25 protein-coding genes are annotated in these 21,721 nt (G+C 63.9%); 9 read left to right on the top strand and 16 right to left on the bottom strand.

Annotated elements, in window-relative coordinates; all coding sequences use genetic code 11:
* The first annotated feature begins 38 nt into the window (after positions 1 to 38).
* Positions 39 to 275, top strand: coding sequence for a hypothetical protein (locus IC762_RS25805; protein ID WP_195785012.1), 237 nt, complete (start codon positions 39 to 41; stop codon positions 273 to 275).
* A 73-nt stretch (positions 276 to 348) separates the two neighbouring features.
* Here IC762_RS25805 and IC762_RS25800 read toward each other — a convergent pair whose 3' ends face one another.
* Genes IC762_RS25800 through IC762_RS25785 form a run of 4 tightly spaced genes read right to left on the bottom strand, consistent with a single transcriptional unit; the run spans position 349 to position 3,168 of the window.
* Entirely contained in the window at positions 349 to 699 is a 351-nt protein-coding gene (locus IC762_RS25800) for a hypothetical protein (protein ID WP_195785011.1), read from the bottom strand.
* A 52-nt stretch (positions 700 to 751) separates the two neighbouring features.
* Entirely contained in the window at positions 752 to 1,462 is a 711-nt protein-coding gene (locus IC762_RS25795) for an ABC transporter ATP-binding protein (protein ID WP_195785010.1), read from the bottom strand.
* Entirely contained in the window at positions 1,452 to 2,189 is a 738-nt protein-coding gene (locus tag IC762_RS25790; RefSeq protein ID WP_195785009.1) for an ABC transporter permease, read from the bottom strand. Before IC762_RS25790 ends, IC762_RS25795 begins: the two co-directional genes overlap by 11 nt.
* A 1-nt stretch (position 2,190) precedes the next feature.
* On the bottom strand, positions 2,191 to 3,168 hold the full coding sequence (locus tag IC762_RS25785; RefSeq protein ID WP_195785008.1) for an ABC transporter substrate-binding protein: 978 nt from the start codon (positions 3,166 to 3,168) through the stop codon (positions 2,191 to 2,193).
* Positions 3,169 to 3,253: 85 nt separating this feature from the next.
* Between IC762_RS25785 and IC762_RS25780 the strand changes: the two genes are divergently transcribed.
* Positions 3,254 to 3,616, top strand: a complete 363-nt coding sequence (locus IC762_RS25780) for a hypothetical protein (protein ID WP_195785007.1) — start codon at positions 3,254 to 3,256, stop codon at positions 3,614 to 3,616.
* A 221-nt stretch (positions 3,617 to 3,837) separates the two neighbouring features.
* Here IC762_RS25780 and IC762_RS25775 read toward each other — a convergent pair whose 3' ends face one another.
* Positions 3,838 to 4,617 (bottom strand): quinoprotein dehydrogenase-associated SoxYZ-like carrier, encoded by a 780-nt coding sequence (locus IC762_RS25775; protein WP_246801694.1) that lies wholly within the window; start codon positions 4,615 to 4,617, stop codon positions 3,838 to 3,840.
* Between the two features lie 88 nt (positions 4,618 to 4,705).
* Complete coding sequence (locus IC762_RS25770; RefSeq protein ID WP_433995924.1) at positions 4,706 to 5,596, bottom strand: quinoprotein relay system zinc metallohydrolase 2; 891 nt, start codon at positions 5,594 to 5,596, stop codon at positions 4,706 to 4,708.
* Positions 5,597 to 5,799: 203 nt separating this feature from the next.
* Between IC762_RS25770 and IC762_RS25765 the strand changes: the two genes are divergently transcribed.
* Both IC762_RS25765 and IC762_RS25760 read left to right on the top strand, forming a co-directional pair.
* Positions 5,800 to 6,681, top strand: coding sequence for a substrate-binding domain-containing protein (locus IC762_RS25765; RefSeq protein WP_195785004.1), 882 nt, complete (start codon positions 5,800 to 5,802; stop codon positions 6,679 to 6,681).
* Between the two features lie 24 nt (positions 6,682 to 6,705).
* Entirely contained in the window at positions 6,706 to 7,275 is a 570-nt protein-coding gene (locus IC762_RS25760; RefSeq protein WP_195785003.1) for a PQQ-dependent catabolism-associated CXXCW motif protein, read from the top strand.
* 28 nt (positions 7,276 to 7,303) lie between these two features.
* Here IC762_RS25760 and IC762_RS25755 read toward each other — a convergent pair whose 3' ends face one another.
* The 6 genes from IC762_RS25755 to IC762_RS25730 form a co-directional block, all read right to left on the bottom strand.
* On the bottom strand, positions 7,304 to 7,600 hold the full coding sequence (locus IC762_RS25755) for a copper-binding protein (RefSeq protein ID WP_195785002.1): 297 nt from the start codon (positions 7,598 to 7,600) through the stop codon (positions 7,304 to 7,306).
* Between the two features lie 221 nt (positions 7,601 to 7,821).
* A complete protein-coding gene (locus IC762_RS25750; protein WP_195790283.1) occupies positions 7,822 to 8,445 on the bottom strand; it encodes a hypothetical protein in 624 nt (207 codons plus the stop codon).
* A 2-nt stretch (positions 8,446 to 8,447) separates the two neighbouring features.
* Positions 8,448 to 9,296, bottom strand: coding sequence for an ABC transporter permease (locus IC762_RS25745; protein ID WP_195785001.1), 849 nt, complete (start codon positions 9,294 to 9,296; stop codon positions 8,448 to 8,450).
* Positions 9,293 to 10,114, bottom strand: coding sequence for an ABC transporter ATP-binding protein (locus tag IC762_RS25740; RefSeq protein ID WP_246801238.1), 822 nt, complete (start codon positions 10,112 to 10,114; stop codon positions 9,293 to 9,295). The genes IC762_RS25745 and IC762_RS25740 overlap by 4 nt, the downstream gene beginning before the upstream one ends.
* A complete protein-coding gene (locus tag IC762_RS25735) occupies positions 10,111 to 11,082 on the bottom strand; it encodes a YVTN family beta-propeller repeat protein (RefSeq protein WP_195785000.1) in 972 nt (323 codons plus the stop codon). Before IC762_RS25735 ends, IC762_RS25740 begins: the two co-directional genes overlap by 4 nt.
* Positions 11,083 to 11,096: 14 nt before the next feature.
* A complete protein-coding gene (locus IC762_RS25730) occupies positions 11,097 to 12,278 on the bottom strand; it encodes an ABC transporter substrate-binding protein (protein ID WP_195784999.1) in 1,182 nt (393 codons plus the stop codon).
* A 185-nt stretch (positions 12,279 to 12,463) separates the two neighbouring features.
* On the opposite strand from IC762_RS25730, the gene IC762_RS25725 reads away from it, so the two are divergent.
* Entirely contained in the window at positions 12,464 to 12,940 is a 477-nt protein-coding gene (locus IC762_RS25725; RefSeq protein ID WP_195790281.1) for a DUF3280 domain-containing protein, read from the top strand.
* 216 nt (positions 12,941 to 13,156) lie between these two features.
* Here IC762_RS25725 and fghA read toward each other — a convergent pair whose 3' ends face one another.
* Both fghA and IC762_RS25715 read right to left on the bottom strand, forming a co-directional pair.
* Positions 13,157 to 13,996 (bottom strand): S-formylglutathione hydrolase, encoded by an 840-nt coding sequence (gene fghA / locus IC762_RS25720; protein ID WP_195784998.1) that lies wholly within the window; start codon positions 13,994 to 13,996, stop codon positions 13,157 to 13,159.
* Positions 13,997 to 14,028: 32 nt separating this feature from the next.
* A complete protein-coding gene (locus IC762_RS25715; protein ID WP_195784997.1) occupies positions 14,029 to 14,649 on the bottom strand; it encodes a response regulator in 621 nt (206 codons plus the stop codon).
* A 313-nt stretch (positions 14,650 to 14,962) separates the two neighbouring features.
* On the opposite strand from IC762_RS25715, the gene IC762_RS25710 reads away from it, so the two are divergent.
* Complete coding sequence (locus IC762_RS25710; protein WP_195784996.1) at positions 14,963 to 16,324, top strand: histidine kinase; 1,362 nt, start codon at positions 14,963 to 14,965, stop codon at positions 16,322 to 16,324.
* A gap of 24 nt (positions 16,325 to 16,348) precedes the next feature.
* On the opposite strand, the gene IC762_RS25705 is transcribed toward IC762_RS25710, so the two are convergent.
* Together IC762_RS25705 and IC762_RS25700 are read right to left on the bottom strand one after the other, a co-directional pair.
* On the bottom strand, positions 16,349 to 16,729 hold the full coding sequence (locus tag IC762_RS25705) for a YkvA family protein (protein WP_195790280.1): 381 nt from the start codon (positions 16,727 to 16,729) through the stop codon (positions 16,349 to 16,351).
* Positions 16,730 to 16,746: 17 nt separating this feature from the next.
* Positions 16,747 to 17,721, bottom strand: a complete 975-nt coding sequence (locus IC762_RS25700; RefSeq protein WP_195784995.1) for a helix-turn-helix domain-containing protein — start codon at positions 17,719 to 17,721, stop codon at positions 16,747 to 16,749.
* Between the two features lie 418 nt (positions 17,722 to 18,139).
* Between IC762_RS25700 and xoxF5 the strand changes: the two genes are divergently transcribed.
* The 3 genes from xoxF5 to IC762_RS25685 all read left to right on the top strand — a co-directional run bounded on the left by xoxF5 (position 18,140) and on the right by IC762_RS25685 (position 21,708).
* A complete protein-coding gene (xoxF5, locus tag IC762_RS25695; RefSeq protein ID WP_195784994.1) occupies positions 18,140 to 19,942 on the top strand; it encodes a lanthanide-dependent methanol dehydrogenase XoxF5 in 1,803 nt (600 codons plus the stop codon).
* A gap of 109 nt (positions 19,943 to 20,051) precedes the next feature.
* Positions 20,052 to 20,549 (top strand): c-type cytochrome, methanol metabolism-related, encoded by a 498-nt coding sequence (locus IC762_RS25690; protein WP_246801691.1) that lies wholly within the window; start codon positions 20,052 to 20,054, stop codon positions 20,547 to 20,549.
* 49 nt (positions 20,550 to 20,598) lie between these two features.
* Positions 20,599 to 21,708 (top strand): S-(hydroxymethyl)glutathione dehydrogenase/class III alcohol dehydrogenase, encoded by a 1,110-nt coding sequence (locus IC762_RS25685; RefSeq protein ID WP_195784992.1) that lies wholly within the window; start codon positions 20,599 to 20,601, stop codon positions 21,706 to 21,708.
* Positions 21,709 to 21,721 lie beyond the last annotated feature (13 nt).

The raw sequence follows: 21,721 nt of genomic DNA, 5'->3' as shown, positions 1-21,721 counted from the left end.
TATCCACTTCGCTGGAAAACGCTCGAGAGGACTGACGCATGAACCCGATGGACCTGGTCATTACCGTGTGTGCCGTGCTGTCGCCCAGCATCTGCGAAGAGCAGCATCTGCTGTTCGACTGGAACGGCTCACCGCAGCAATGCGCAATGGCTGCGCCGCCCTATATCGCGCAATGGATCGGCCAGCACCCGAAATGGACCGCAGTGAAATGGCGCTGCGAATATCCGCACCCCAATGACCACGCCAGCACGGGCGGCGACAAGCCGGCCGGCTAAGGCGCTTCGCGCTTCAGCTTTTCTTGGGCATGATCTTGCCCGAAAACCGCTTCACACTTTTCCGGATCATGCGCTATTTGTTGCAGTCCTTGAGGTCCTTGTCGGCGACCGAGAACACCGCATCGGCCTTGATCTCGATGTCGCGGACGACGCATTGCTTTGAACCGCTGTAGCCGACCTTGGCGTCGTAGCGGCCGGGCTCGATGCCGGTGATGCGCAGGCGCTCGTCGTGATCGACCTCCTTGTCCTTGTCGTTCAAGGTCTGGTTCGGTCCCCACTCGTTCTTGCCGGCCGGCGACAGCTCGAAGCTCGAAATGGTGGCGCTGGTCAGATTCCACAGGCGGATGCCCTTGCCCTTGGTCTGGGCCAGCGCGGCCGGCAGCGCCAGCAACGAAACACCAACAACGATCCACCGACGCCGCATTGAAAACCTCCGTTGTTGTATTCCTTGTGTTTTTCCCAAGGATGACCGCGTCTCACATATTTGCAAGGTCCAATAGCGAAAGCCGCGCCTTGATCTCGCCGATCTCGCGCTCGCTTCGGATGGCCCGTGGCGTTGCGATGGTCTCGACGTGCAGGATGCGTCCCGGCCGCGCCGACAGGAAGAACAGGCGGTCGCCGAGCCGGACGGCGTCATCGAGATCGTGCGTCACCAGCAGCGTCATCATCTTGCGGCTCGCTACCAGCGTCGCGATCTGCTCGCGCAGCCGTCCCGCCAGCGCATTGTCGAGCGACGCCAACGGTTCATCGAGGATCAGGAAATCCGGCGCGACGGCGAAGGCGCGGGCGAACGCGACGCGGCGGGCGAGGCCGAGCGACAATTCGCCGGGGAAATGACGGCGGTGAGCGGTCAATTCCAGCACCTCGAACAGCGCCGCGAGCCCGGCCTCGTCGATATCAGGCGCGGCGAGCCGCACGTTCTCTTCGACCGAGCGCCACGGCAACAGCCGCGGCTCCTGGAACACCATGCCGAGCCGCATGCCGGCGGAGCGCACGACGCGGCCCCGATAATTGCTGTCGAGCCCGGCGAGGATCTTGAGCAGGGTGCTCTTGCCGCAGCCCGACGGACCGAACACGACGCCGATCTCGCCTTCATTCAACATGAAGGTGACGTCGGCGAGCACGTCGTGACGTTTCCCGTCAGTGCGCTCGAAGCTCTTGCCGGTGATTGAGACCTCAAGCTGCACGGAGCCGCCACCGCGATAGCCTGGCTTCGAACGGCTGCACCAGCAGGGTCTCGATCACGAGCACGACCGCGGCAAAGCTCAGCGAGTAGGCGAGCAGCAGCGGGATGTCGAACAGCTGAAAGGCGATGCCGATCTCGAAGCCGACGCCGTTCGGCCGCCCGAGCAGTTCCGCGACCAGCACGATCTTCCAGACCAGCGACAGCCCCGACCGCGCCGCGGCCGCGATATAGGGCGCGAGCTGCGGCAGGACGACGTGCCGGAAGGTGCGCCCGGGTGGAAACGCAAACGCCGTCGCCATCTCGTCGAGTGCCGGGTCGAGCGCGCGCGCGCCTTCGCGCAGGGTGACGACGGCGGTCGGCAGCTTGTTGATGGCGATCGCCGCGATCGCCGCGACCTCGGTCAGCCCGGCCCAGATATAGGCGAGCACGATCACGACCAGCGCCGGCAGGTTGAGCAGCAGGATCAGCCAGGGATCGCCGAGCCGGTTGGCAAGCGGCATGCGGCCCATCCAATAGCCGATCGCCGACCCCAGCGCCATCGCCAGCGTGAAGGCGAGCGCGACACGCGCGAGCGTCGCGCCGAGATTGACGAACAGCGCGCCGGATCGCGCTTCCGCAATCATCGCGGTCAGCACCGCGGGCGGTGCCGGCAGCTTGGCGTCGCCGATCACGAGCGAACCAATCCACCAGGTGACGATGAACAGCGCAAAGGACAACAGACGCAGCACATCAATCTCCGGCGATCGCTTGATAGAAGGTGCCGGGATCGAGCTCCTTGGCCGAGCCGACCAGCTCGCGGCCGCCGATCTCGGCCAGCACGCGGTAGAGCACGCGGGCGTCCTGCTCCTCGTCGGCGATCGGACGGCGCGGAATGCCTTCGCGATAGCGGTCTCGGTAGGCGTGCAGGGTGGCCGCGTCGACCGCGCCGGTCAGCGGCGCGATGGTGTCCCATTCGGCATCGGAGGTCGCGAGGATCTGCTTGGCCTCGCGCGTGGTGGCGATGAAGCGACCCACCAGATCCTTGTGGGCGTTGGCCCAGGCCTCGTCGAACACATAGCCGATCATCGCGATGCGGCCCTTGCTGCCGAGCTTTTGCAGCACGTCTTCCATGCCAGCGAGGCGGCGAAAGCCCTTGGCTTCCAGCGCGGCGCAGAAATTCCAGTAGTTGAGGGTGGCGTCCATCTCGCCACCGAGCGTCTTGGCCGCGAGCAGCGGCGGCGCGCCGTAGACGATGGTGGCCTGCGATTTCAGGTCGATGCCGTCCTGCTTCAGCGCCGCCTGCAGCAGCAGCCAGTTCTTGTCGATCGCGCCGCCGGCCACCGCGAGCTTATGCCCCTTGAGGTCGGCAAGCGTCTTCATCGGGGACGCTGCGGCGACCATCACGGCGCCGAGCGCGCTTGAATAGGGATAGAACACGAGCTTGGCACCGAGCGAGCGCTCGCGCGACACCCACGGCCAGTCGGACACCATCACGTCGGCGTTGCCGGCGCGCAGCGCGATCTTGCCGGCCTCCGGACTTGCGAGCTCGACGGTATCGATCGAGAGGTTGGCCTTCTGGTCCAGGCCATGGGAGCGGATTACCGCAAGTTCCCAGGCCAACGTTCCCGTCTTCTGCGCTGCAATGCGGATGGTCTCTGCGGCGAAGCAGGTGCTGACCTGCATAAGCGCCAGAGCCGCAGCCAGCGTGATGCGGACACAATCGATCATTGTTTCTTGAGCCACTTCCCGAATGTTTTCTTTTCTGTCGCGAACCCATAGCATAGCCTGCGACAAGAGAAGAGGAAGCAGGACCATGGCACGAGCTGGCATGCTGGGACCGATTGTCGCCGCGACCCTGGCCGTATCAGCCGCGACCAGCATCGGCGCGCAGGCCCAGGAGGCCAACGACTATCCGACCTCGGCGCGGGCCGAATATGTGTTCGGCTGCATGAAGTCCAATGGCGAGACCCGGCAGGCGATCGAGCAGTGCTCCTGCTCGATCGACGTGGTGGCCTCGCTGATCCCCTATGATCGTTATGTCACGGCCGAGACCGTGCTGAGCATGGCGCAGGTGCAGGGCAATCTCGGCGGCCAGTTCCGCTCGTCCGAGCAGGCCTCCAACGCGCTCAACGACTTGAGGCGCGCTCAGGCGGAAGCCGAAGTGCGGTGCTTCTAGCGCATGTCGGCCTTTCTCGTGTCAGCCGACGTTTCGGCTCACCTCTCCCCGAAGGGGAGAGGTCGATTTGCGCAGCAAATCGGGTGAGGGGCCGCAGCTTCAACGAGGGACCGTAACCCCTCACCCGGCGCTGCGCGCCGACCTCTCCCATGGGAGAGGTGAACTTCCGTTGCTGCTGTAGGTCACTCTCACAAGGGCAGGGCCGAGCGCTCGTCCCGAGGTCACGTCCCGGGATCGTCGACCTTCCACTCGTGCTCGAAGACGTGGCCGCTGGTGTCCTTGGCCACGGCGCGGATGTGCTTGGCGCCATCGGAGACATAGGTGAAGCGGATGTTGGGATCCTCCGAGATCGAGATGCCGCCCTCCATCGCCAGCACCAGGCTGTCGTCCTGCCAGAGATGCAAATCGTTGACGAAGAAGGCCGGGATATAGAGCTGCGTGACCTGGTCCATCTGCAGGCCGGAATTGTTGGGATGGCCGATCATGATCTGGGCCTCGCGCGTGCTCGTCGCCGGTCCCTGGTCGGGCTTGGCGAATTGCCGGTAGCGCATCTGGCCGAGATGGTTCTTGGCTTCCTCGAGATTCTTGGCCGCCGGCGCCGAGCAGCCACCCGATGCCTTGACGTAGATCTTGCTGACATAGAGCTTGCCGTCGCTGAGCTCGGCGACCGCATGCACATTGGTGTAGTTGTTGACGCGAACGCGGGTCGAGATCTCCGTGACGTTGGCGTCCGGCCCGAGCGTGAATTTCGCGGCCATCGGCGCCGGGTTCTCGTCGATCACGAGCGTGATCGCGGTGACGCGGCGGCTGTCGCCCGGCGACAATTTCGTGCGCAGCGTCACCGGGACGATCGCAGCATCTTCGGCACGCGCCGGCATCTCGATGCCGATGACGTCGCTGCCATCGTTCATCGGCCGGTTGCTGAAGATGTCCTGGACCAGGCCCGGCCAGGGATCATAGGGCTCCGCGGCCGACACGGCATGTGTGCCCAGCGTGCTCATGACGAGGCCGGCAATGCAAAGCAGGCGAACGCGGTGTCGAAGCATGGTCGCAAATCCTGTGCAGCGCGCATCATTATAGGACGAAACGTTACTCCCATTCAATTTCCGAGAATGCTGCAGTTGCGTTGCGCGCGTTGTAATCGTCGAACAGCTGCCAGTGCGGCCGCTCGGAGGCGGCGGCATGCTCGGCCGCTGCCGTGATCGGCTTGCCGCTCGCGACCAGCGCGCGGACATCCCTGGCCAGCGTCTCGAGATAACGCCGTTCGTCGGCGAGCGCCGCAGGCCAATCGCTCACGGCTCCGTGACCGGGAACCACGCGCTCCGCTGGGATCGCGGCAAGCGCGGGCAGGGCGCGCAACCAGCCCTTCAGGCTGCCGTCGACCACCGGAATATGGCTCAGGAACACCAGATCGCCGGCGAACAGGGTTTTGGTGCGTTCATCGAGCACGGTGAGGTCGTTGTCGCTGTGCGCCGCCGGCCACGCCTTCAGCGTGAGAATGCGGCCGCCGAGGTCGAGCTGCAGCGTGTCTTCGACCAGCACGGTCGGCGGAATGATTCGCACCTCGTCGATCAGCTCGTCGCCCATGGTGCGGCGAAAACCGTCGAGATAGAACTGCCCGCGCGCAGCGAGCGCGCGGGGCAGGTTCTTGTGGCCGACGAAACTTGTGCCGTCTTGGACGAAAGCCGCATTGCCGAAGCTGTGGTCCGGATGGGCGTGGGTGTTGATGACGTAACGGATCGGCCTGCCGGTATGGCTGCGCACCGCCGCCAGCAATTGCCGCCCCTCGCGGACGCTGCCGCCGCTGTCGATCACGGCGACGGCATCATCGCCGACCACGAATCCGACATTGGCGATCGCGCCCTCGTTGTCGCGTGTCATCAGCGCAGTGACCCCGGTGTGCACGAAGATTCCCGGGGCGACTTCACTTACAGGCAATTCCGGTTGTTGCGCCCGCGCTATGCTCGGTGCCCCGAGCATCAGGACCAGCGCAACGATCGCAATGCCATGAGTCATGTTTCCGCCTCAGTTTCTCCGGGACACGCAGTCGCTTGCGCGCGTCTCCGGTTTGCAGTGCAGCAAGCAACGCGATGCGGTTGCGAGGGTTATTCCTGTTGCACGTCATGGTGCGGCGGGCAATCGACGGATGGCGGCGCACCGACGGATCAACAGGAGACCATGTGATGAAGATAGTCGGATGCCGTGGCGTGCTGTTCGCGCTTGTCGGATTCATCGCCTGTCTCGTCGGCCGCGATATCGCGCGCGCCCAGGTCAATGATCAGGGCGAGCTCTCGATCGAGCTGGTCGATCCGAAGGTGCTGCGCATCTGCGCCGATCCCCGCAACATGCCGTTCTCCAACGAAAAGCATGAGGGTTTCGAGAACAAGATCGGCGAGTTGTTCGCCGAGAAGCTGCAGAAGAAGATCGACTACATGTTCTTCCCGCAAGCGACCGGCTTCGTGCGGGTGACGCTCGGCTCGCATCGCTGCGACGTGATCATGGGCTTTCCGCAGGGCGACGACCTCGTGCAGGGCACCAACCCCTATTACCGCACGGCCTACGCCCTGGTGACCAAGCCCGGCAGCGGGCTCGACGACGTCGCGACGCTGGAGGACGAGCGGCTGAAGAGCAAGCATATCGGCATCGTCGCGGGAACGCCGCCGGCGACCAACATGGCGCTCGCCGGGCTGATGACCAATGCAAAGCCCTATCCGCTGATGATCGACACGCGCTACGATTCCTCGGCCGAGGCGATGATGAACGATCTCGCCAAGGGCGAGATCGACGCCGGCATCCTGTGGGGCCCGATGGCGGGCTACTATGCCAAGAAGGCCAATCCGCCGCTGCATGTGACGCTGCTGGTCAAGGAGACCACCGGGCCGAAGCTGGTCTATCGCATCGGCATGGGCGTGCGTGCCGCCGACCAGAACTGGAAACGCCAGCTCAATCGGCTGATCCAGGAGAACCAGCCCGAGATCAACAAGATCCTGCTTGATTTCGGCGTGCCGCTGCTCGACGAGAACGACAAGCCGATCGGCGAGGGGAGTGCGACCAAATCGCCATGACCAATTCGCGATGACCAACTCACGATGACGAGGCTGCTCGCGGCCCTGCTGGCGGCGATCGCGATCGCCGTCTCGCCTGTCCGTGCGCAGGACAAGCCGGCAGAGCCCGCGGACTTTCGCACCGAGGATTATCGGTCGCCGGTGCCGGCAACGCTTGCCGGCGCGCGCGTGCTGACCACGGACGAGGCGGAGACGATCTGGCGCGAGAAATCCGGGGCCTTCATCGATGTGCTGCCGCGCGCACCGAAGCCTAAGAATCTGCCTGAAGGCACCGTGTGGCGCGATCGGCCGCACGACGACATCCCCGGCAGCACGTGGCTGCCCGACACCGGCTACGGCAAGCTTGCGGGCCCGACCGAAGACTATCTCAAGCACGGGCTGGCCCGCGCCTCCGGCGGCAACAATGGCGCGCTGCTCGTGATCTATTGCCAGGAGAATTGCTGGATGTCGTGGAACGCCGCCAAGCGCGTGCTGTCCTACGGCTATCGCAATGTTGCCTGGTATCCGGACGGAACCGACGGCTGGGCGCGCGCGCTTTTGCCGCTGGCGCATGCCGAGCCGGAGCCGCGCGAAAGCGTGGACGTGGAGAAGTAACGTTCGCGCTTTCGCTTCGCGGTGACGCCTACTTGTCCCGGTCCAGCTTGTCGATCGTCGTGCTGCCGCCGCTCTCGGTGGTGCTGAACTTCACCTTGTCACCGGCGTGGAGTTCCTCGAGCGACACGCCCTTCGCGACCTTGTAATCCTGAGCCGAGCCGCCCGCGGCGCCAACCGTGCCGGTCTGCGTCTGCTGGATGGTGACGGTTCCGCTCAATCGGTCAATTTTGGTGACCAATCCCGACATGGATTGCTGGGCCAGAGCTGCTGATGTGACCAGGCTCGCGGCGGCAAGGCTGGTTAGGACGATCTTGGCTGCTCGCATCGAGGCCTCCCACTTCACAGGTAAGTCGGAGGCAACGGGCGAACCGTGCGGTTGGTTCCGGGGCCGGTGTGAGGAGGGATGATACGTTTGTGATGCCAGTGGCTATTCGCCGCAGCCGCTAGAGCATTTTCGGTTCTGATTGAATCAGAACCGAAGCTCTAGCTTTTTGTTTTGACGCGTTTTCTTCACGCGAACCGGTACCCACTTCGCTCGAAAACGCGCTAGTCCAGTTCCTGCTGGATGGTACGGCCGAGCGCGAACAGGCGCTGGTCGATTGTGGTCGGTACCTCGCAGACGAACTTCACTACGCGCCGACGGTCCTCGAAGATCCGGGTCTCCCAGACCAGCTGATTGCCGAGCTCGTCGACCTTGGCCTGATCCGGCGGCGTGGCATCCTGCAGCGCCTGCAATGCGAGTGTGTCGGAGCGGACTTTTTCCGCGGCTTCGCGCTGCTTGCGCATCACGCGTTCGAGCCCATTCATCACCTGGGAGCGTTGCGCATTGAGCGTATCGAACAGGCCGGCGAACAGCAGCTTTCCGGCATTGGCCTTGTCGGCCGCGGATGTCGACAGGAACGCAGTGATCTCCTTTTGCGCGTCCTCGACCGGCACGCGGCGCGCCGCAAGCCTGGAGACGAGGGCGCTGATCTTGACGTCGTCCTTCCATTTGGTTTCGGCATCGCCGAGCGGCGGTCCGGCCCAGACCGCGGCGATCGAGATCTCCGGCACCTTGGCCTGCGCGCATGGCCAGTCCGGATAGCGCGGATCGGCGCCGCGCGCCGCTCCGTTCGAGAGCGCGACGGCGAGCAGCGCGCCTAGTCCGATCCGCCAATTCGTGCTCAGCATGGTCATGCCTCGCCTCCACCGGGCCCGCGGCGCACCAGGCCACGCGACGGATCATAGGCCAGGATCGCGCCGATCATGAACACCACCGTGCAGGAGCCTACCACCGCGAGCGACACCCAATTGATCTTGCCATACAGCGCGAACCGGATCAGCTCCACCGCGTGGGTGAACGGATTGCACTGGCAGACGTAGTATAGCATCGGGCTGCCCTCCTGCACCCGCCACAGCGGGTAGAGCGCAGACGATGCGAAGAACATCGGGAAGATGACGAAGTTCATCACGCCGGCGAAATTTTCCAGCTGCTTGATGCTGGCCGAAATCAGCATGCCCAGCGCGCCGAGCATCAGGCCGGACAGCACCAATGCCGGCAGCACCGTGAGATAGCCGATGGTCGGCGGCGTGATATCCCAGAACCAGGCGATTGCGAGGAAGGCATAGACCTGCAGCAGCGAAACCGCGGTGCCGGCGAGCAGCTTGCAGAACAACAGGTAGCCGCGCGGCAGCGGGCTCACTAAGAGCGTGCGCATGTTGCCCATCTCGCGGTCGTAGACCATCGACAGCGAGGACTGCATGCCGTTGAACAGCTGGATCATCGCCATCAGCCCCGGCGCGATATAGACCTCGTAGAGGATATAGGTCTCGTAGGGCGGGATGATCGAGATGCCGAGCACCTGGCGGAAGCCGGCGGCGAAGATGAATAGCCACACCAGCGGCCGTACCAGCGCCGAGACGAAACGCTCGCGCTGATGCAGGAAGCGCAGCGCCTCGCGCCACACGATGCCGTTGAGGCAGACGATGTATTCGGAGAACGAGAAGCCGCGGCGCTCCGGCGCCATTGTCGTGCTGCTCATGACGGCGGCCTCCCTGCGAGCGTCGCCACGCCGGTCAGGCGCATGAAGGCAGTGTTGACGTCCTGGGCGCCAGCCTCCGCGATCACACGCGACACCGGACCATGCGCCAGCATCTTGCCTTGGTGCAGCACGACGAGGTCGTCGCTCGGCATGATCTCGTCGAACAGATGCGTAGCCCAGAGCACACCGATGCCCTGCTCGGCGACGAGCTGGCGGACATGGTCGAGGATGTCGGCGCGCGCCTTGACGTCGAGCCCGACGGTTGCCTCGTCGAGCAGCAACAGCCGCGGCCGATGCAGCAGCGCGCGGGCGATCTCGAGCCGCCGCATCTGGCCGCCGGAGAGATCGCGCACCTTGCTGCCGGCGCGATCGGCGAGGTTGATGCGATCGAGCACTTCGGCGGCGCGCAGCCGCGCCTCGCGCCGCGAGATGCCGTGCAGCGCCGCGTGATAGAGCAGGTTTTGCGTCAGTGACAAATCGAGGTCGAGCGTGCGGGGCTGGAACACGACGCCGAGCAGCCGCAGCGCTTCGCCCGGTGTTCGGCTGATGTCATGGCCGAAGATGCCGATCTTGCCGGTCTGGATGCCGAACAGCCGCGTCACCAGCGAGAACAGCGTGCTCTTGCCGGCGCCGTTGAGACCAAGCAGCGCGGTGAAGCTCGCCGGCGCGACGGTGAAGTCGACGTCGATCAAAGCGCGGCGCGGACCATAGGCGTGGCTGACATGGCCGATCGACAGCGCAGGCTGCACGGCCGCATCAATTCCGGGCACGGTGCCCGGAGCAGGCGAGCTTGCGATGTGTGCATCGGTTGATGTCATGGCTGCGCGATCGTGATTCCCCACGGCAACTCGCCGACCTGGATGGTCTTGATCACCTTCTGGGCGGCGACGTCGATGACCGAGACGTCGTTAGAGACGCCGTTGGTGACCATCAGATATTTTTCATCCGGCGTGAAGTCCATGTGCCAGACCCGCTGGCCGACCAAGAGATATTTCAGCACCTTGTGGCTCGTGCCGTCGACCACCGCGACGCGGTTGGCGGGACCGAGCGCGACGAATACCGTCTTGGCGTCCTTGGTCATGCCGATGCCGACCGGCTGGATCGCCTCGTTGCGCAGGCCTGGGATATCGAAGGTGACCTTGCCAGTGACCTCGCGCTTGACCGGATCGATGATCGAGACCGTGCCGCCGATCTCCGATGAAACCCATAGTTCCGAGCCGTCGCGCTTGAACGCGGCGAAGCGCGGCCGCGAATCGACCAGCACATTGCCCACGATCTGGCGCGTCGCGGTGTCGATGAAATGCGCCATGTTGGTGGTCTCAGACGTGTTGATCAGGATCTTGCCGTCCGGGCTGACCGTCATTCCCTCGGGCTCGACACCGACCTGGATGTCGCCGACGCGAGCTCGCGTCGTGAGATCGATCACCGTGACCGTGTTGTCGTTCTCGTTGGCGACATACATGGTCTTGCCCGCGGCATCCTGGGTGAACAATTCAGGGTCGGGGCCGGAGGGCAGGGTGTCGACGATCTCCTGGCTCTTGGTGTCGATCACCTGGATCGTGTCGTCGTCGCCGACCGCGACGAAGACGAACTTGCCGTCGCGCGAGAACTCGATGCCGCGCGGCCGTTGCCCGACCTTGATGGTCTTGGTCACCGCCCAGCTGTCGGTGTCGATCACCGTGACCGTGTTGCCCTTCTCGTTGGAGACATAGGCGACATAGGCGGACGCCGGAGACATGGCCGCAAGCCACGCAAACATCCCCGCGAGCAGACTTTGGCGCCACATCCGTTCGATCTCCCTCACTGCAGCTTGCACTTCGTTTCGGGCCGGTCAACACCGAGCGTATCGAGCTCGGAGACCTGATGCAGGAAGCCCTCCTGCGGCGACACCGAGACCACCATCCGCCCATCGGCCAACAGGATCGGCTGGCGGAGCTGAAGATTCCAGTCCCGCAGGGTCAGCCGCGTGCCCTTGAAGGCGGCGACCGAAAACTGCGGTCCCTTGAGGAAGGCGATGACCTTCTTCGGGTCGCCTGAATTGGTGCGTGATGTCGCTTCGCCGATCATACGCGCGGCGGTCCAGGCCTGCATGTCGAGCGCGGTCATGCGCCGCTGGTTCAGCTTGACGAAGCGGTTCTGGATCTGGATGGCGCCCCATTGATCATGGGCGGCGTCCCAGCTGGTCGGCACCAGGCCGGCCGAGCCTGCCACGGGCCGCGGATCCCAGGTGCGATAGGGCAAATAGTTCGCGAATACCTCGCTCTCGTCGGCGGCGACGAGCACGTCATAGGCCGGCGCCTGCTGGGTGAACACCGGCATCTGACGCTGGATCAAGGTCACGCCGGAATCGGTGCGGCGCGCGCCGCCGGTGTCCTCGAAGGTGCGTTCCTGCACGATCTTGGCGCCGAAGCGCGTGGCGGCGCGGCGCAACGCATCAGCGTAAGCCTTGTCGGCGTCATGCGAGCCGACCACCAGCAGCCAGCGCTTCCACTGCTTCCAAACCAGATATTGCGCGACCGCGTCCGCCAGCATGGTGCGGGTCGGCGCGACATGGACGACGTTGGCGCGGCAGTCCTGCTCGCGCAGCCGGTCGTCGATCGCGCCGGCGTTCAGCAGCAGGGTGCCGCGATCGCGCAAGGCGTCGGCGACCTTGAGCAAGGCATCGGCCGGCAGATCGACGATGATGTAGTCGTCATGCGCGGCGAGATCGGTCGCGACCTTGACCACGTCGTCGCTATCCTTGACCCTCACCTCATCGAGCGTGAAATGTTGATTGAGGAATTTACCTGTCGTGTTGTTGTCCTCGATCGCGAGGCGGGCACCGGCGATGCCATTGTTCTCGGCGGGCTGCTCGACCAGCGACAGGGTCTGTTTGATGCCGGCATGGCCGAGATAGCCGATGTGAATCTCGGTCGGATCGGCCGCCAGGGCCTGGCTCGCCAGCATGCTGAGCGCGATCATGCCGATCAGCCGTCGGAACATAAGTCCTCCCGTTACGTCTTATTTCTAGCGCATGATTTCCATTGCGATCCGGATCATGCTCCAGCTTGCAAGATGACCGAATTGGCCTGGCTTGCAACCCCGCTTTTTGTCGTTGCCGCGTTACTGATTCCGATTGGTTCACAATCATGAGATCGTCGTTCATCTTTGTCATGACAATGCTGGCGATGTCGGCGGCCTCGCGTGCCGAACCGCCGAAGGTCGCGGTGTTCGATCTCGAGATGATCGATACCAGCCTGCCGGGCGAGGTGTATGGCGTGCAGGCCGACGAGCAGGCGCGGCTCGGCCATGTCGGCGATCTCGTGCGCAAGGAACTGGCCGATTCAGGTAAGTTCCGGATCGTCGACATCGCGCCGATCAGCGCTGCGGCGCATGGCAGCAACCTTCAGTCCTGCGGCGGATGCGACGTCAAGCTGGCGGGTGAAGTCGGCGCCGATATCGCGATCACCGGCGTCGTGCAGAAGGTCTCCAACCTGATCCTCAACATCAATCTCTACCTGCGCGACGTGCATACCGGACGACTGCTCGCGGCCGCCAGCGCCGACATGCGCGGCAACACCGACGAATCATGGTCGCGCGCCGCCGATTACCTCGTGCGCAACCGCCTGCTCGCGCCGAACTATGGCGCGCCGCAAGCAAGGTAGGTTGCGTGGCACCTTTGCCGTCCATCGTCCTGAGAGGGTCGTCAACATACGACCCACAGGCGGTACCAAACATTCAGCGTCGTCCCGGCGAAGGCCGGGACCCATAACCACTGAAGGTTATTGTTACGCGACGCTGGGGCCACAGCCTGCTTCAACAATCCAACCCCGTGGTTATGGGTCCCGGCCTTCGCCGGGACGACAAGGCAGGTGTGTCGTCTAGCCCTTCAATCGCGCGGCGTGCCAGCGCAGATGGTCGGCCATGAAGGTCGAGATGAAATAGTAGCTGTGGTCGTAGCCCGGCTGGCGCCGCAGGGTGAGCGGAATGTTGGCTTTCTCGCATGCGGCCTTGAGCAACTCGGGCCGCAACTGCTCGGTGAGAAATTGGTCGGCGTCGCCGTAGTCCACGAGCAGCTCGGAGAAGCGTGCGCCGTCCTCGATCAGCGCGACGGCGTCGTGCTTGCGCCACGCCTGCTTGTTGCTGCCGAGATAGCCGCCCAGCGCCTTGTTGCCCCACGGCACCTGCGAGGGCGCGACGATCGGCGAGAAGGCGCTCGCCGCGCGATAGCGGTTAGGATGGCGCAGCGCCACCGTCAGCGCACCGTGACCGCCCATGGAGTGGCCGAGGATCGACTGCCGTGCGATATCGACGGGAAATTGCTCGGCGATCAGCTTCGGCAATTCCTCCGTGACGTAACTATACATCCGGTAGTTGTTGTTGAAAGGTGCTTCCGTCGCATCGACGTAGAAGCCCGCGCCGAGGCCGAAGTCGTATGAGTTGGCGGGGTCGCCGGGCACGCCTTCGCCGCGCGGGCTGGTGTCGGGCGCGACCAAGATCAGACCGTACTCGGCGCAGGTAGCGCGAAACTCACCCTTCTCGGTGACATTGGCGTGCGTGCAGGTCAGACCCGAGAGATAGGTGACGACCGGCAACCTGGCGCCGGCCGCGTGCTCCGGCACGAACACCGAGAATGTCATGTCGGTCCTGGTTTCACGGCTTTGATGCCGATACACGCCCTGCGTGCCGCCATGGGATTTGTTCTGCGAAATCGCTTGCATGGTCGTATGTCCTTAAAGGTTGCCGCGCGGCGTCAGGCGACGCCGCTTTCGATGGCGAGCCGCACCAGCTCCGCCGAGGTGCGCACACCGAGCTTCTGGCGCATGATCGACGAGGTGTTGGCGACAGTCTTGTAGGAGGAATGCACCAGCCAGGCGATCTCCGACAGGCTCTTGCCGGAGGAGAGCAGGCGCAGGATCTCCATCTCGCGCGAAGTCAGCTTGGAGAGCGGGTTCTGCGCGAAGCTCGGCCGCGCGAAGGCGACGTTGCGGGCAATCTCCGGCGGCAGATAAACACCGCCACTGCCGACCTCGCGCACCGCTTCGACGAGATCGTTGGGGTCGCCGGTCTTGGAGACATAGCCCTTGGCGCCGATGTCGATGGCGCGCGCCGCGAACACCGGATCGTCGTTCATGCTGAACATGATGATGCGTGCGGCGGCGTCGCGCGACAGGATCCGGCGTGCCAGTTCGAAGCCGGAGACCGTCGGCAGGTTGATGTCGATGACGCAGATATCGGGCTTTTCCGTCACGAAAGCCTGCTCGCCACTCTCGGCGTCCGGCGCTTCGGACAGCGAAATCTCGGGATCGTCGGCAAACACGGTGCGGCAACCCGAGGCGACGATGGGATGGTCATCAACGATCAGAATGCGCATGGCGTTGTTCCGTCGATCTGCTTTTCTCGGTTCGTCGTCTCGGTTTGTCGTCTTGGTTGTCGTCGTGTCGGCTTGCATGAGGATGGGCAATATCGGTTCCCGAACCGGTTGTACATCTCGTGCGAGATTGCAGTAGCGTCGGATTAGATAGCCGGGCAAATTTGACTGTCAACGATCCTCTCGGAGGAGGACGTCGAGCATGATCCGGAAAAGTGCAAAGCGGTTTTCCGAAAGATCATGCGCAAACAAGGAGCTAAAGCGCGATGACGAGTCCTCCTCGTCTCATCGCGCTTAAGCGGTCGGGGGCATCGCAATGTGGCGAAAACTATCGTTGCGCGCACGCATTAACACGCTGCTGGCGCTGATCCTGATGGTCGGATTGGGCATCAATATCGCGCGGCTGGTGCTGGAAGCGGGGCCGCGCGTGCAGGCCGAAGACCAGAGCGTGATCCGGCTGGCACGCGAGTTTGTCGCGACCATCGTGGCCGATCTCAACGAGGCGTCCGATCCCGACGCCCGGCTCGACCAGATTGTGAAGGACCTGAGCCGGCTGCGTCATGTCAGCATCACGCGGCAGGAAGACGCGGCAGCGAAGCCGCCGGAGCGCGTCGACGACGCCGGCGAGCCGCGGGCCCCCGCGTGGTTCGTGGCGCTGGTCCATCCCGAGCAGACCTCGGTGCGGGTGCCGATTTCGGTGCATGGCAAGCCGCAATCGCTCGTCATCACTTCGCATCCCGACGACGAAATGGCGGAGATCTGGGACGGCATCATCACCCAGCTCGAGGTCGGTTCTGCGATCACGGTGGCGCTGCTGCTGGTCACCATGCTGGTGGTCGGCCGTGCGCTGGCGCCGTTGCAGGCGCTGTCGCAGGCCATGAACAGCATCGAGGCGGGCGACTACGAGGTGCGGGTCGAGCCCACCGGATCGCCCGAGCTGGCCGCGATCTGCACCAAATTGAACCATCTGGCGGCGACGCTGGGCGAGGCGGTGGACGGCAAGCGGCAGCTTGCCGAGCGCGCGGTGTCGCTGCAGGATTCCGAACGCAAGCAGATCGCGCGCGAGCTGCACGATGAGTTCGGGCCTTATCTGTTCGCGCTGCGCGCCCATGCCGGCGCGTTGACCCGGCTGTCGGAGGCCGACAGGGCCGATCCCGCCGCGGTCCGCAAGCACGGCAACGCCATCCTCGAACAGGTCAACGCGCTCCAGCAATTCACCCGCCGGATCCTGGAGCGGCTGCGGCCGGTCGGTCTGGCCGAGCTCGGGCTGCGCGAAGCGCTCGGTGCCCTGGTGCGGATGTGGCGCGAAAGCCATCCGGAAGTGGAGATCGAGAGCCGCATCTCGAATTCGCTCGGCGAGGCCGGCGAGACGGCGGATCTCACGATCTACCGGATCGTCCAGGAGGCGCTGACCAACGTGTTCCGACACGCAGGCGCAACGGCGGTCAGCATCACGATCGAGCCGATCGAGCGGCAGACAGCGATGCATGGCAGCCGCGGCTGCGCGCTGGTGCGCATCAGCGACAATGGCAGCGGCCTGCGGCCGGATCACCGGCTCGGGCTCGGCCTGACCGGCATGCGCGAGCGCATCCTTGCGCTCGGCGGCACGCTCAACATCAATTCCGGCGATGGCGGCGTTACGATCGAGGCGCTGGTGCCGAAAGCCGCCCATGTCTAAAGCCGCCCATGTCTAGCGCGGGGTCTAGCGCGGGCGATGCCAGTACGCGAAGATTGCCCAAGAGAGCGCGAGCGCGCCGGCGATCCACAGCGCGATAATCGCAATCATGCCGGCGCGGCTGGTCGGACGCTGCAGGGCGGCGGCGTTGGCCCGGCATTCGGCCATCACGTCATCCGGAACGAGCGCGATCGCGAGCCGGATGCCGATCGGCAGCAGGATCAGATCGTCGAGATAGCCGATGACGGGGATGAAATCCGGGATCAGGTCGATCGGGGAGAGCGCGTAGGCGGCAACCGCGATAGCGAGCGCCTTGGCGTACCACGGCACGCGCGGGTCGCGTGATGCAAGATAGAGCGCATAGCTGTCGCGTTTGAGATTGCGCGCCCACGCCGTGAGGCCGGACAGCGCGCCGGATTCGGGCGCTATTCCAGCACCACGTCGGCCGCCATGATGCCGTGCTGGGTCTTGTTCACCGACGACGGCGCGATGCCGAAATACTTCCGGAACACGCGGCTGAAATGCGACGAGCTCGAGAAGCCCCAGGAGAAGGCGACATCTGTGATGGTCTTGCCGTTCTGGCTTTCCAGCTCCTGCCGGCAGTGCTGCAGCCGGGCCTTCCAGATGTAGTCGCTGACCGTCATGCCGCGATCGCTGAACAGCATGTGCAGATAGCGCTTCGAGCAGCCGAGCGACGCTGAAATGCGGTCGATGCAGAGATCGGGATCGCGCAGATGCTCTCGGATGAAACCCTGGGCCCGCACATAGGTCGCCTCGGCGCTGCCGCGATCGAGCATCGCGCCGGTCTCGCGCAGCGGCAGCAGCAGCAGGTCGATCAGCGAATCGGCGACGCCGGCGGCGTTGACCGCGGACAGCGTCGCTGCCTCGCCGAACGCGGCGTGCACGAAATCATAGGCGATGCGGCCGGTACCGTTGCGCGCCGACAATTTGCACGGCGCCATCTTGGAGAGCTGGAAGCCACGCTCTTTCAAGAGATCCTTCGGTACGATGACCACCTCGTGGCGGGTCAGCGCCGGGCTGATGATGGTGTGCGGGCAGGAGACGTCGTAGGCAAAGCAGTCGCCCGGCAGGATGTCGAAGTGCATGCCTTCCTGCTCGAAATGCGACACGCCGTGGGTCTGGAACAGAATCTTGATGTAGGGATGCTCGCTCAGGCGGATGCGCGAGATGGTGTGCGCGATGCGATGCTGGCTTGCCTCGATCTGGCACAGCTTCAGCCGTGACACCGTGGTGTAGTTGATGCGGCCCTCGAGCGAGGAGCCTTCGAGCGCGTCGACGTCGAACTGGCCACACAGATCGGTCAGCGCATCGGACCAGCGCTGGATCTGTCGCCTCGGCGTCAAGCCGGTTGTGTTCAGCGAATGGACTGTATCGGACATCTTTCCAATCACCGATTCGATCCCCCCGCGTGACTGATCACCGCGATTCTTTCGCCGGTATGGCACGCCTTTTCCTCCAATTTGAAGACGTTAGGAGGAGCATGGCGGGATTATTCCCGGTCAATTCCGGGCAATCCTCCGACTTACTTCTCGCGTCGTCAAGCGCAACCTTGGATGCGCGGGAACCGGAGCCGGCGCGACGCCGACAATCGATTGATGCCCTGCAGCATGGCCAACTCTCGCGCCCGACGAGGCCCGAGTGGCAAAAATTTGTCGAAGGTTCGCTGTCGAGCAAACGGCTGTTCGCTATTGGGCAAGTCGCCCGCAGCGAGCCGGGATAGGGATTAGGAACCAAAATCGAAAAGATGGGCCGTTATCGACGGCAACCATGGGCTCTTGAAACTGGGAGGAATCCACGATGCGCAAGTTGCTATACGCGACCAGCCTTGGGGCAATGGCGGCATTCGCCGCAGGAGCCGTCAGTGCCAATGACGAAATCCACAAAATGGCGCAGAACCCGAAGGATTGGGTGATGCCGGCCGGAGATTACGGCAATCAGCGTTACTCCAAGCTGAATCAGATCAACGCTTCCAACGTCGGAAAGTTGCAGGTGGCCTGGACGTTCTCGACCGGCGTGCTGCGCGGTCACGAGGGCGGCCCGCTCGTGATCGGCAACATGATGTACTTCTCCACGCCGTTCCCGAACAAGGTCTATGCTCTTGACCTTTCCAAGGACAACCAGATTGTCTGGAAGTACGAGCCGAAGCAGGATCCGAACGTCATTCCGGTGATGTGCTGCGACACCGTGAACCGCGGCGTCGCCTATGGCGACGGCAAGATCTTCCTGCATCAGGCAGACACCACGCTGGTTGCGCTCGATGCGAAGACCGGCCAGGTGGTCTGGTCGGTGAAGGACGGCGATCCCGCCAAGGGCGCCACCGGCACATCGGCGCCGCTCGTGGTCAAGGACAAGGTCCTGATCGGTATCTCCGGCGGCGAGTTCGGCGTGCAGGCGCACATGACCGCCTACGACATCAAGACTGGCAAGCTGGCCTGGCGCGGCTTCTCGGAAGGCCCGGATGACCAGATCCTGGTCGACGACAAGACCACCGAGCTCGGCAAGCCGATCGGCAAGGATTCGAGCTTGAAGACCTGGCAGGGCGATCAGTGGAAGATCGGCGGCGGCGCCACCTGGGGCTGGATCTCCTACGATCCCGAGCTGAACCTCGTCTATTACGGTTCGGGCAACCCCTCGACCTGGAATCCGAAGCAGCGTCCCGGCGACAACAAATGGTCGATGACCATCTGGGCGCGCAATCCGGAAACCGGCATGGCCAAGTGGGTCTATCAGATGACCCCGCACGACGAATGGGACTATGACGGCGTCAACGAAATGATCCTCAGCGATCAAACCGTGGACGGCAAGGCGCGCAAGCTCCTGACCCATTTCGATCGTAACGGCCTCGGCTACACCCTCGATCGCGCCTCCGGCGAACTATTGGTCGCCCAGAAGTACGATCCGAAGGTGAACTGGACCTCCGGCGTCGACATGGACAAGAACTCGCCGACCTATGGTCGTCCGAAGGTTCTCGATGCCGCGTCGACCGACAAGGCCGGCGAAGACCACAACGTCAAGGGCATCTGCCCGGCCGCGCTCGGCTCGAAGGACGAGCAGCCGGCGGCCTACTCGCCCGAGACCCAGCTGTTCTACGTGCCGACCAACCACGTCTGCATGGACTACGAGCCGTTCAAGGTGAGCTACACCGCAGGTCAGCCCTATGTCGGCGCGACGCTGTCGATGTATCCGCCTCCCGGCGAGACCAACATGGGCAACTTCATCGCCTGGGATAACAAGACCGGCAAGATCGTCTGGTCGAACAAGGAGCAGTTCTCGGTCTGGTCGGGTGCGCTCGCGACCGCCGGCGGCGTGGTGTTCTACGGCACGCTGGAAGGCTACCTGAAGGCGGTCGACGCCAAGACCGGCAAGGAGCTCTACAAGTTCAGGACTCCGTCCGGCATCATCGGCAACGTCAATACCTATGAGCACAATGGCAAGCAGTACGTCGCCGTGCTCTCGGGTGTCGGCGGTTGGGCAGGCATCGGCCTTGCGGCCGGCCTGACTGATCCGACGGCCGGTCTCGGTGCGGTCGGTGGCTACGCCGCGCTGAGCAACTACACCGCGCTCGGCGGAACGCTCACCGTGTTCGCGCTGCCGCAGTGAGCTGACGAACCCTCGTTCCGGCGCATGGGGTGACCTCCATGCGCCGGTCCGTCTTCAAATCGCATACGAGGACAGGCTTTTGCGTAAGATCTGGTTTGTGACGGCTGCGATCTTCGTCGTGGCACTGGGAAGAGTTGCCTCCGCCGAACCTCCGGGCGACCCCGCGGCGGTCAAATCCGAGGACGGCAAATATCTCGATAAGGACGGCAACCCGACCTACAAGGTTGCGCCCGACGGGACGGTCGACTGGTACACCTATTCCGGTTATCGCCGGTACCATTCGGAGTGCCACGTCTGCCACGGACCCGATGGCATGGGTTCGACCTACGCACCGGCGCTGAAGGACTCGCTGAAGACCATGAACTACGCCGATTTTCTCGGTGTGGTCGCGAGCGGACGCAAGAACGTCACGACCTCGCAGGAGAACGTGATGCCGGCCTTCGGCGATAATCCGAACGTTGCCTGCTACATGGACGACCTCTATGTCTATCTGCGCGCTCGTTCCACCGATGCGGTGGGGCGCGTACGGCCGGCCAAGCACGAAGACAAGTCCGACGCCTATACCAAGGCGGAAGATGCCTGCATGGGCAGCGGTGACAAGAAGTGAGCATGTCCGGCGCGGATGACAACCTGTGTGATGTTTTGTGGAGACCAAGATGAAAACGCGCGCCGCAGTCGCATTCGAGGCCAAGAAGCCGCTTGAGATCGTCGAGCTTGATCTGGAAGGACCCAAGGCCGGCGAGGTCCTGGTCGAGATCAAGGCGACCGGCATCTGCCACACCGACGCCTACACGCTCGACGGTTTCGACAGCGAAGGCATCTTCCCATCGATCCTTGGCCACGAAGGCGCCGGCATCGTGCGCGAGGTCGGCGCCGGCGTCATCTCGGTGAAGCCGGGCGACCACGTGATCCCGCTCTACACGCCGGAATGCCGGCAGTGCAAAAGCTGCCTGAGCCAGAAGACCAATCTCTGCACCGCGATCCGCGCCACCCAGGGCAAGGGCCTGATGCCCGACGGCACCTCGCGCTTCAAATACAAGGGCGAGACGGTCTTCCACTACATGGGCTGCTCGACCTTCTCGAATTTTACCGTGCTTCCCGAGATTGCGGTCGCAAAAATCCGCGAGGACGCGCCGTTCGACAAGAGCTGCTACATCGGCTGCGGCGTGACGACAGGCGTCGGCGCCGTCGTCAACACTGCCAAGGTGACACCGGGCTCCAACGTCGTGGTGTTCGGCCTCGGCGGCATCGGGCTGAACGTGATCCAGGGCGCCAAGATGGTCGGCGCCGACAAGATCATCGGCGTCGACATCAATGATTCCAAGGATGCCTGGGGCCGCCAGTTCGGCATGACGCATTTCGTCAACCCGACCAAGGTTTCCGGCGACATCGTGCAGCATCTGGTCGGCCTGACCGATGGCGGCGCCGATTACACCTTCGACTGCACCGGAAATACCAATGTGATGCGCCAGGCGCTGGAAGCCTGTCATCGCGGCTGGGGTGTCTCGGTCGTGATCGGTGTAGCCGAATCCGGCAAGGAGATCGCGACGCGGCCGTTCCAGCTCGTCACGGGACGCGTCTGGAAGGGCACCGCGTTCGGCGGCGCGCGCGGCCGCACCGACGTGCCGAAGATCGTCGATTGGTACATGAACGGAAAGATCCAGATCGATCCGATGATCACCCATGTGCTGAAGCTCGAGGAGATCAACAAGGGATTCGACCTGATGCACGAGGGCAAATCGATCCGCTCGGTCGTCGTGTTCTGAAACAAAGACCAAC

The sequence above is a fragment of the Bradyrhizobium genosp. L genome, from assembly GCF_015624485.1.
In the GTDB taxonomy this organism is placed as follows: domain Bacteria; phylum Pseudomonadota; class Alphaproteobacteria; order Rhizobiales; family Xanthobacteraceae; genus Bradyrhizobium.
This window is presented reverse-complemented; position numbering and strand designations above follow the sequence as displayed.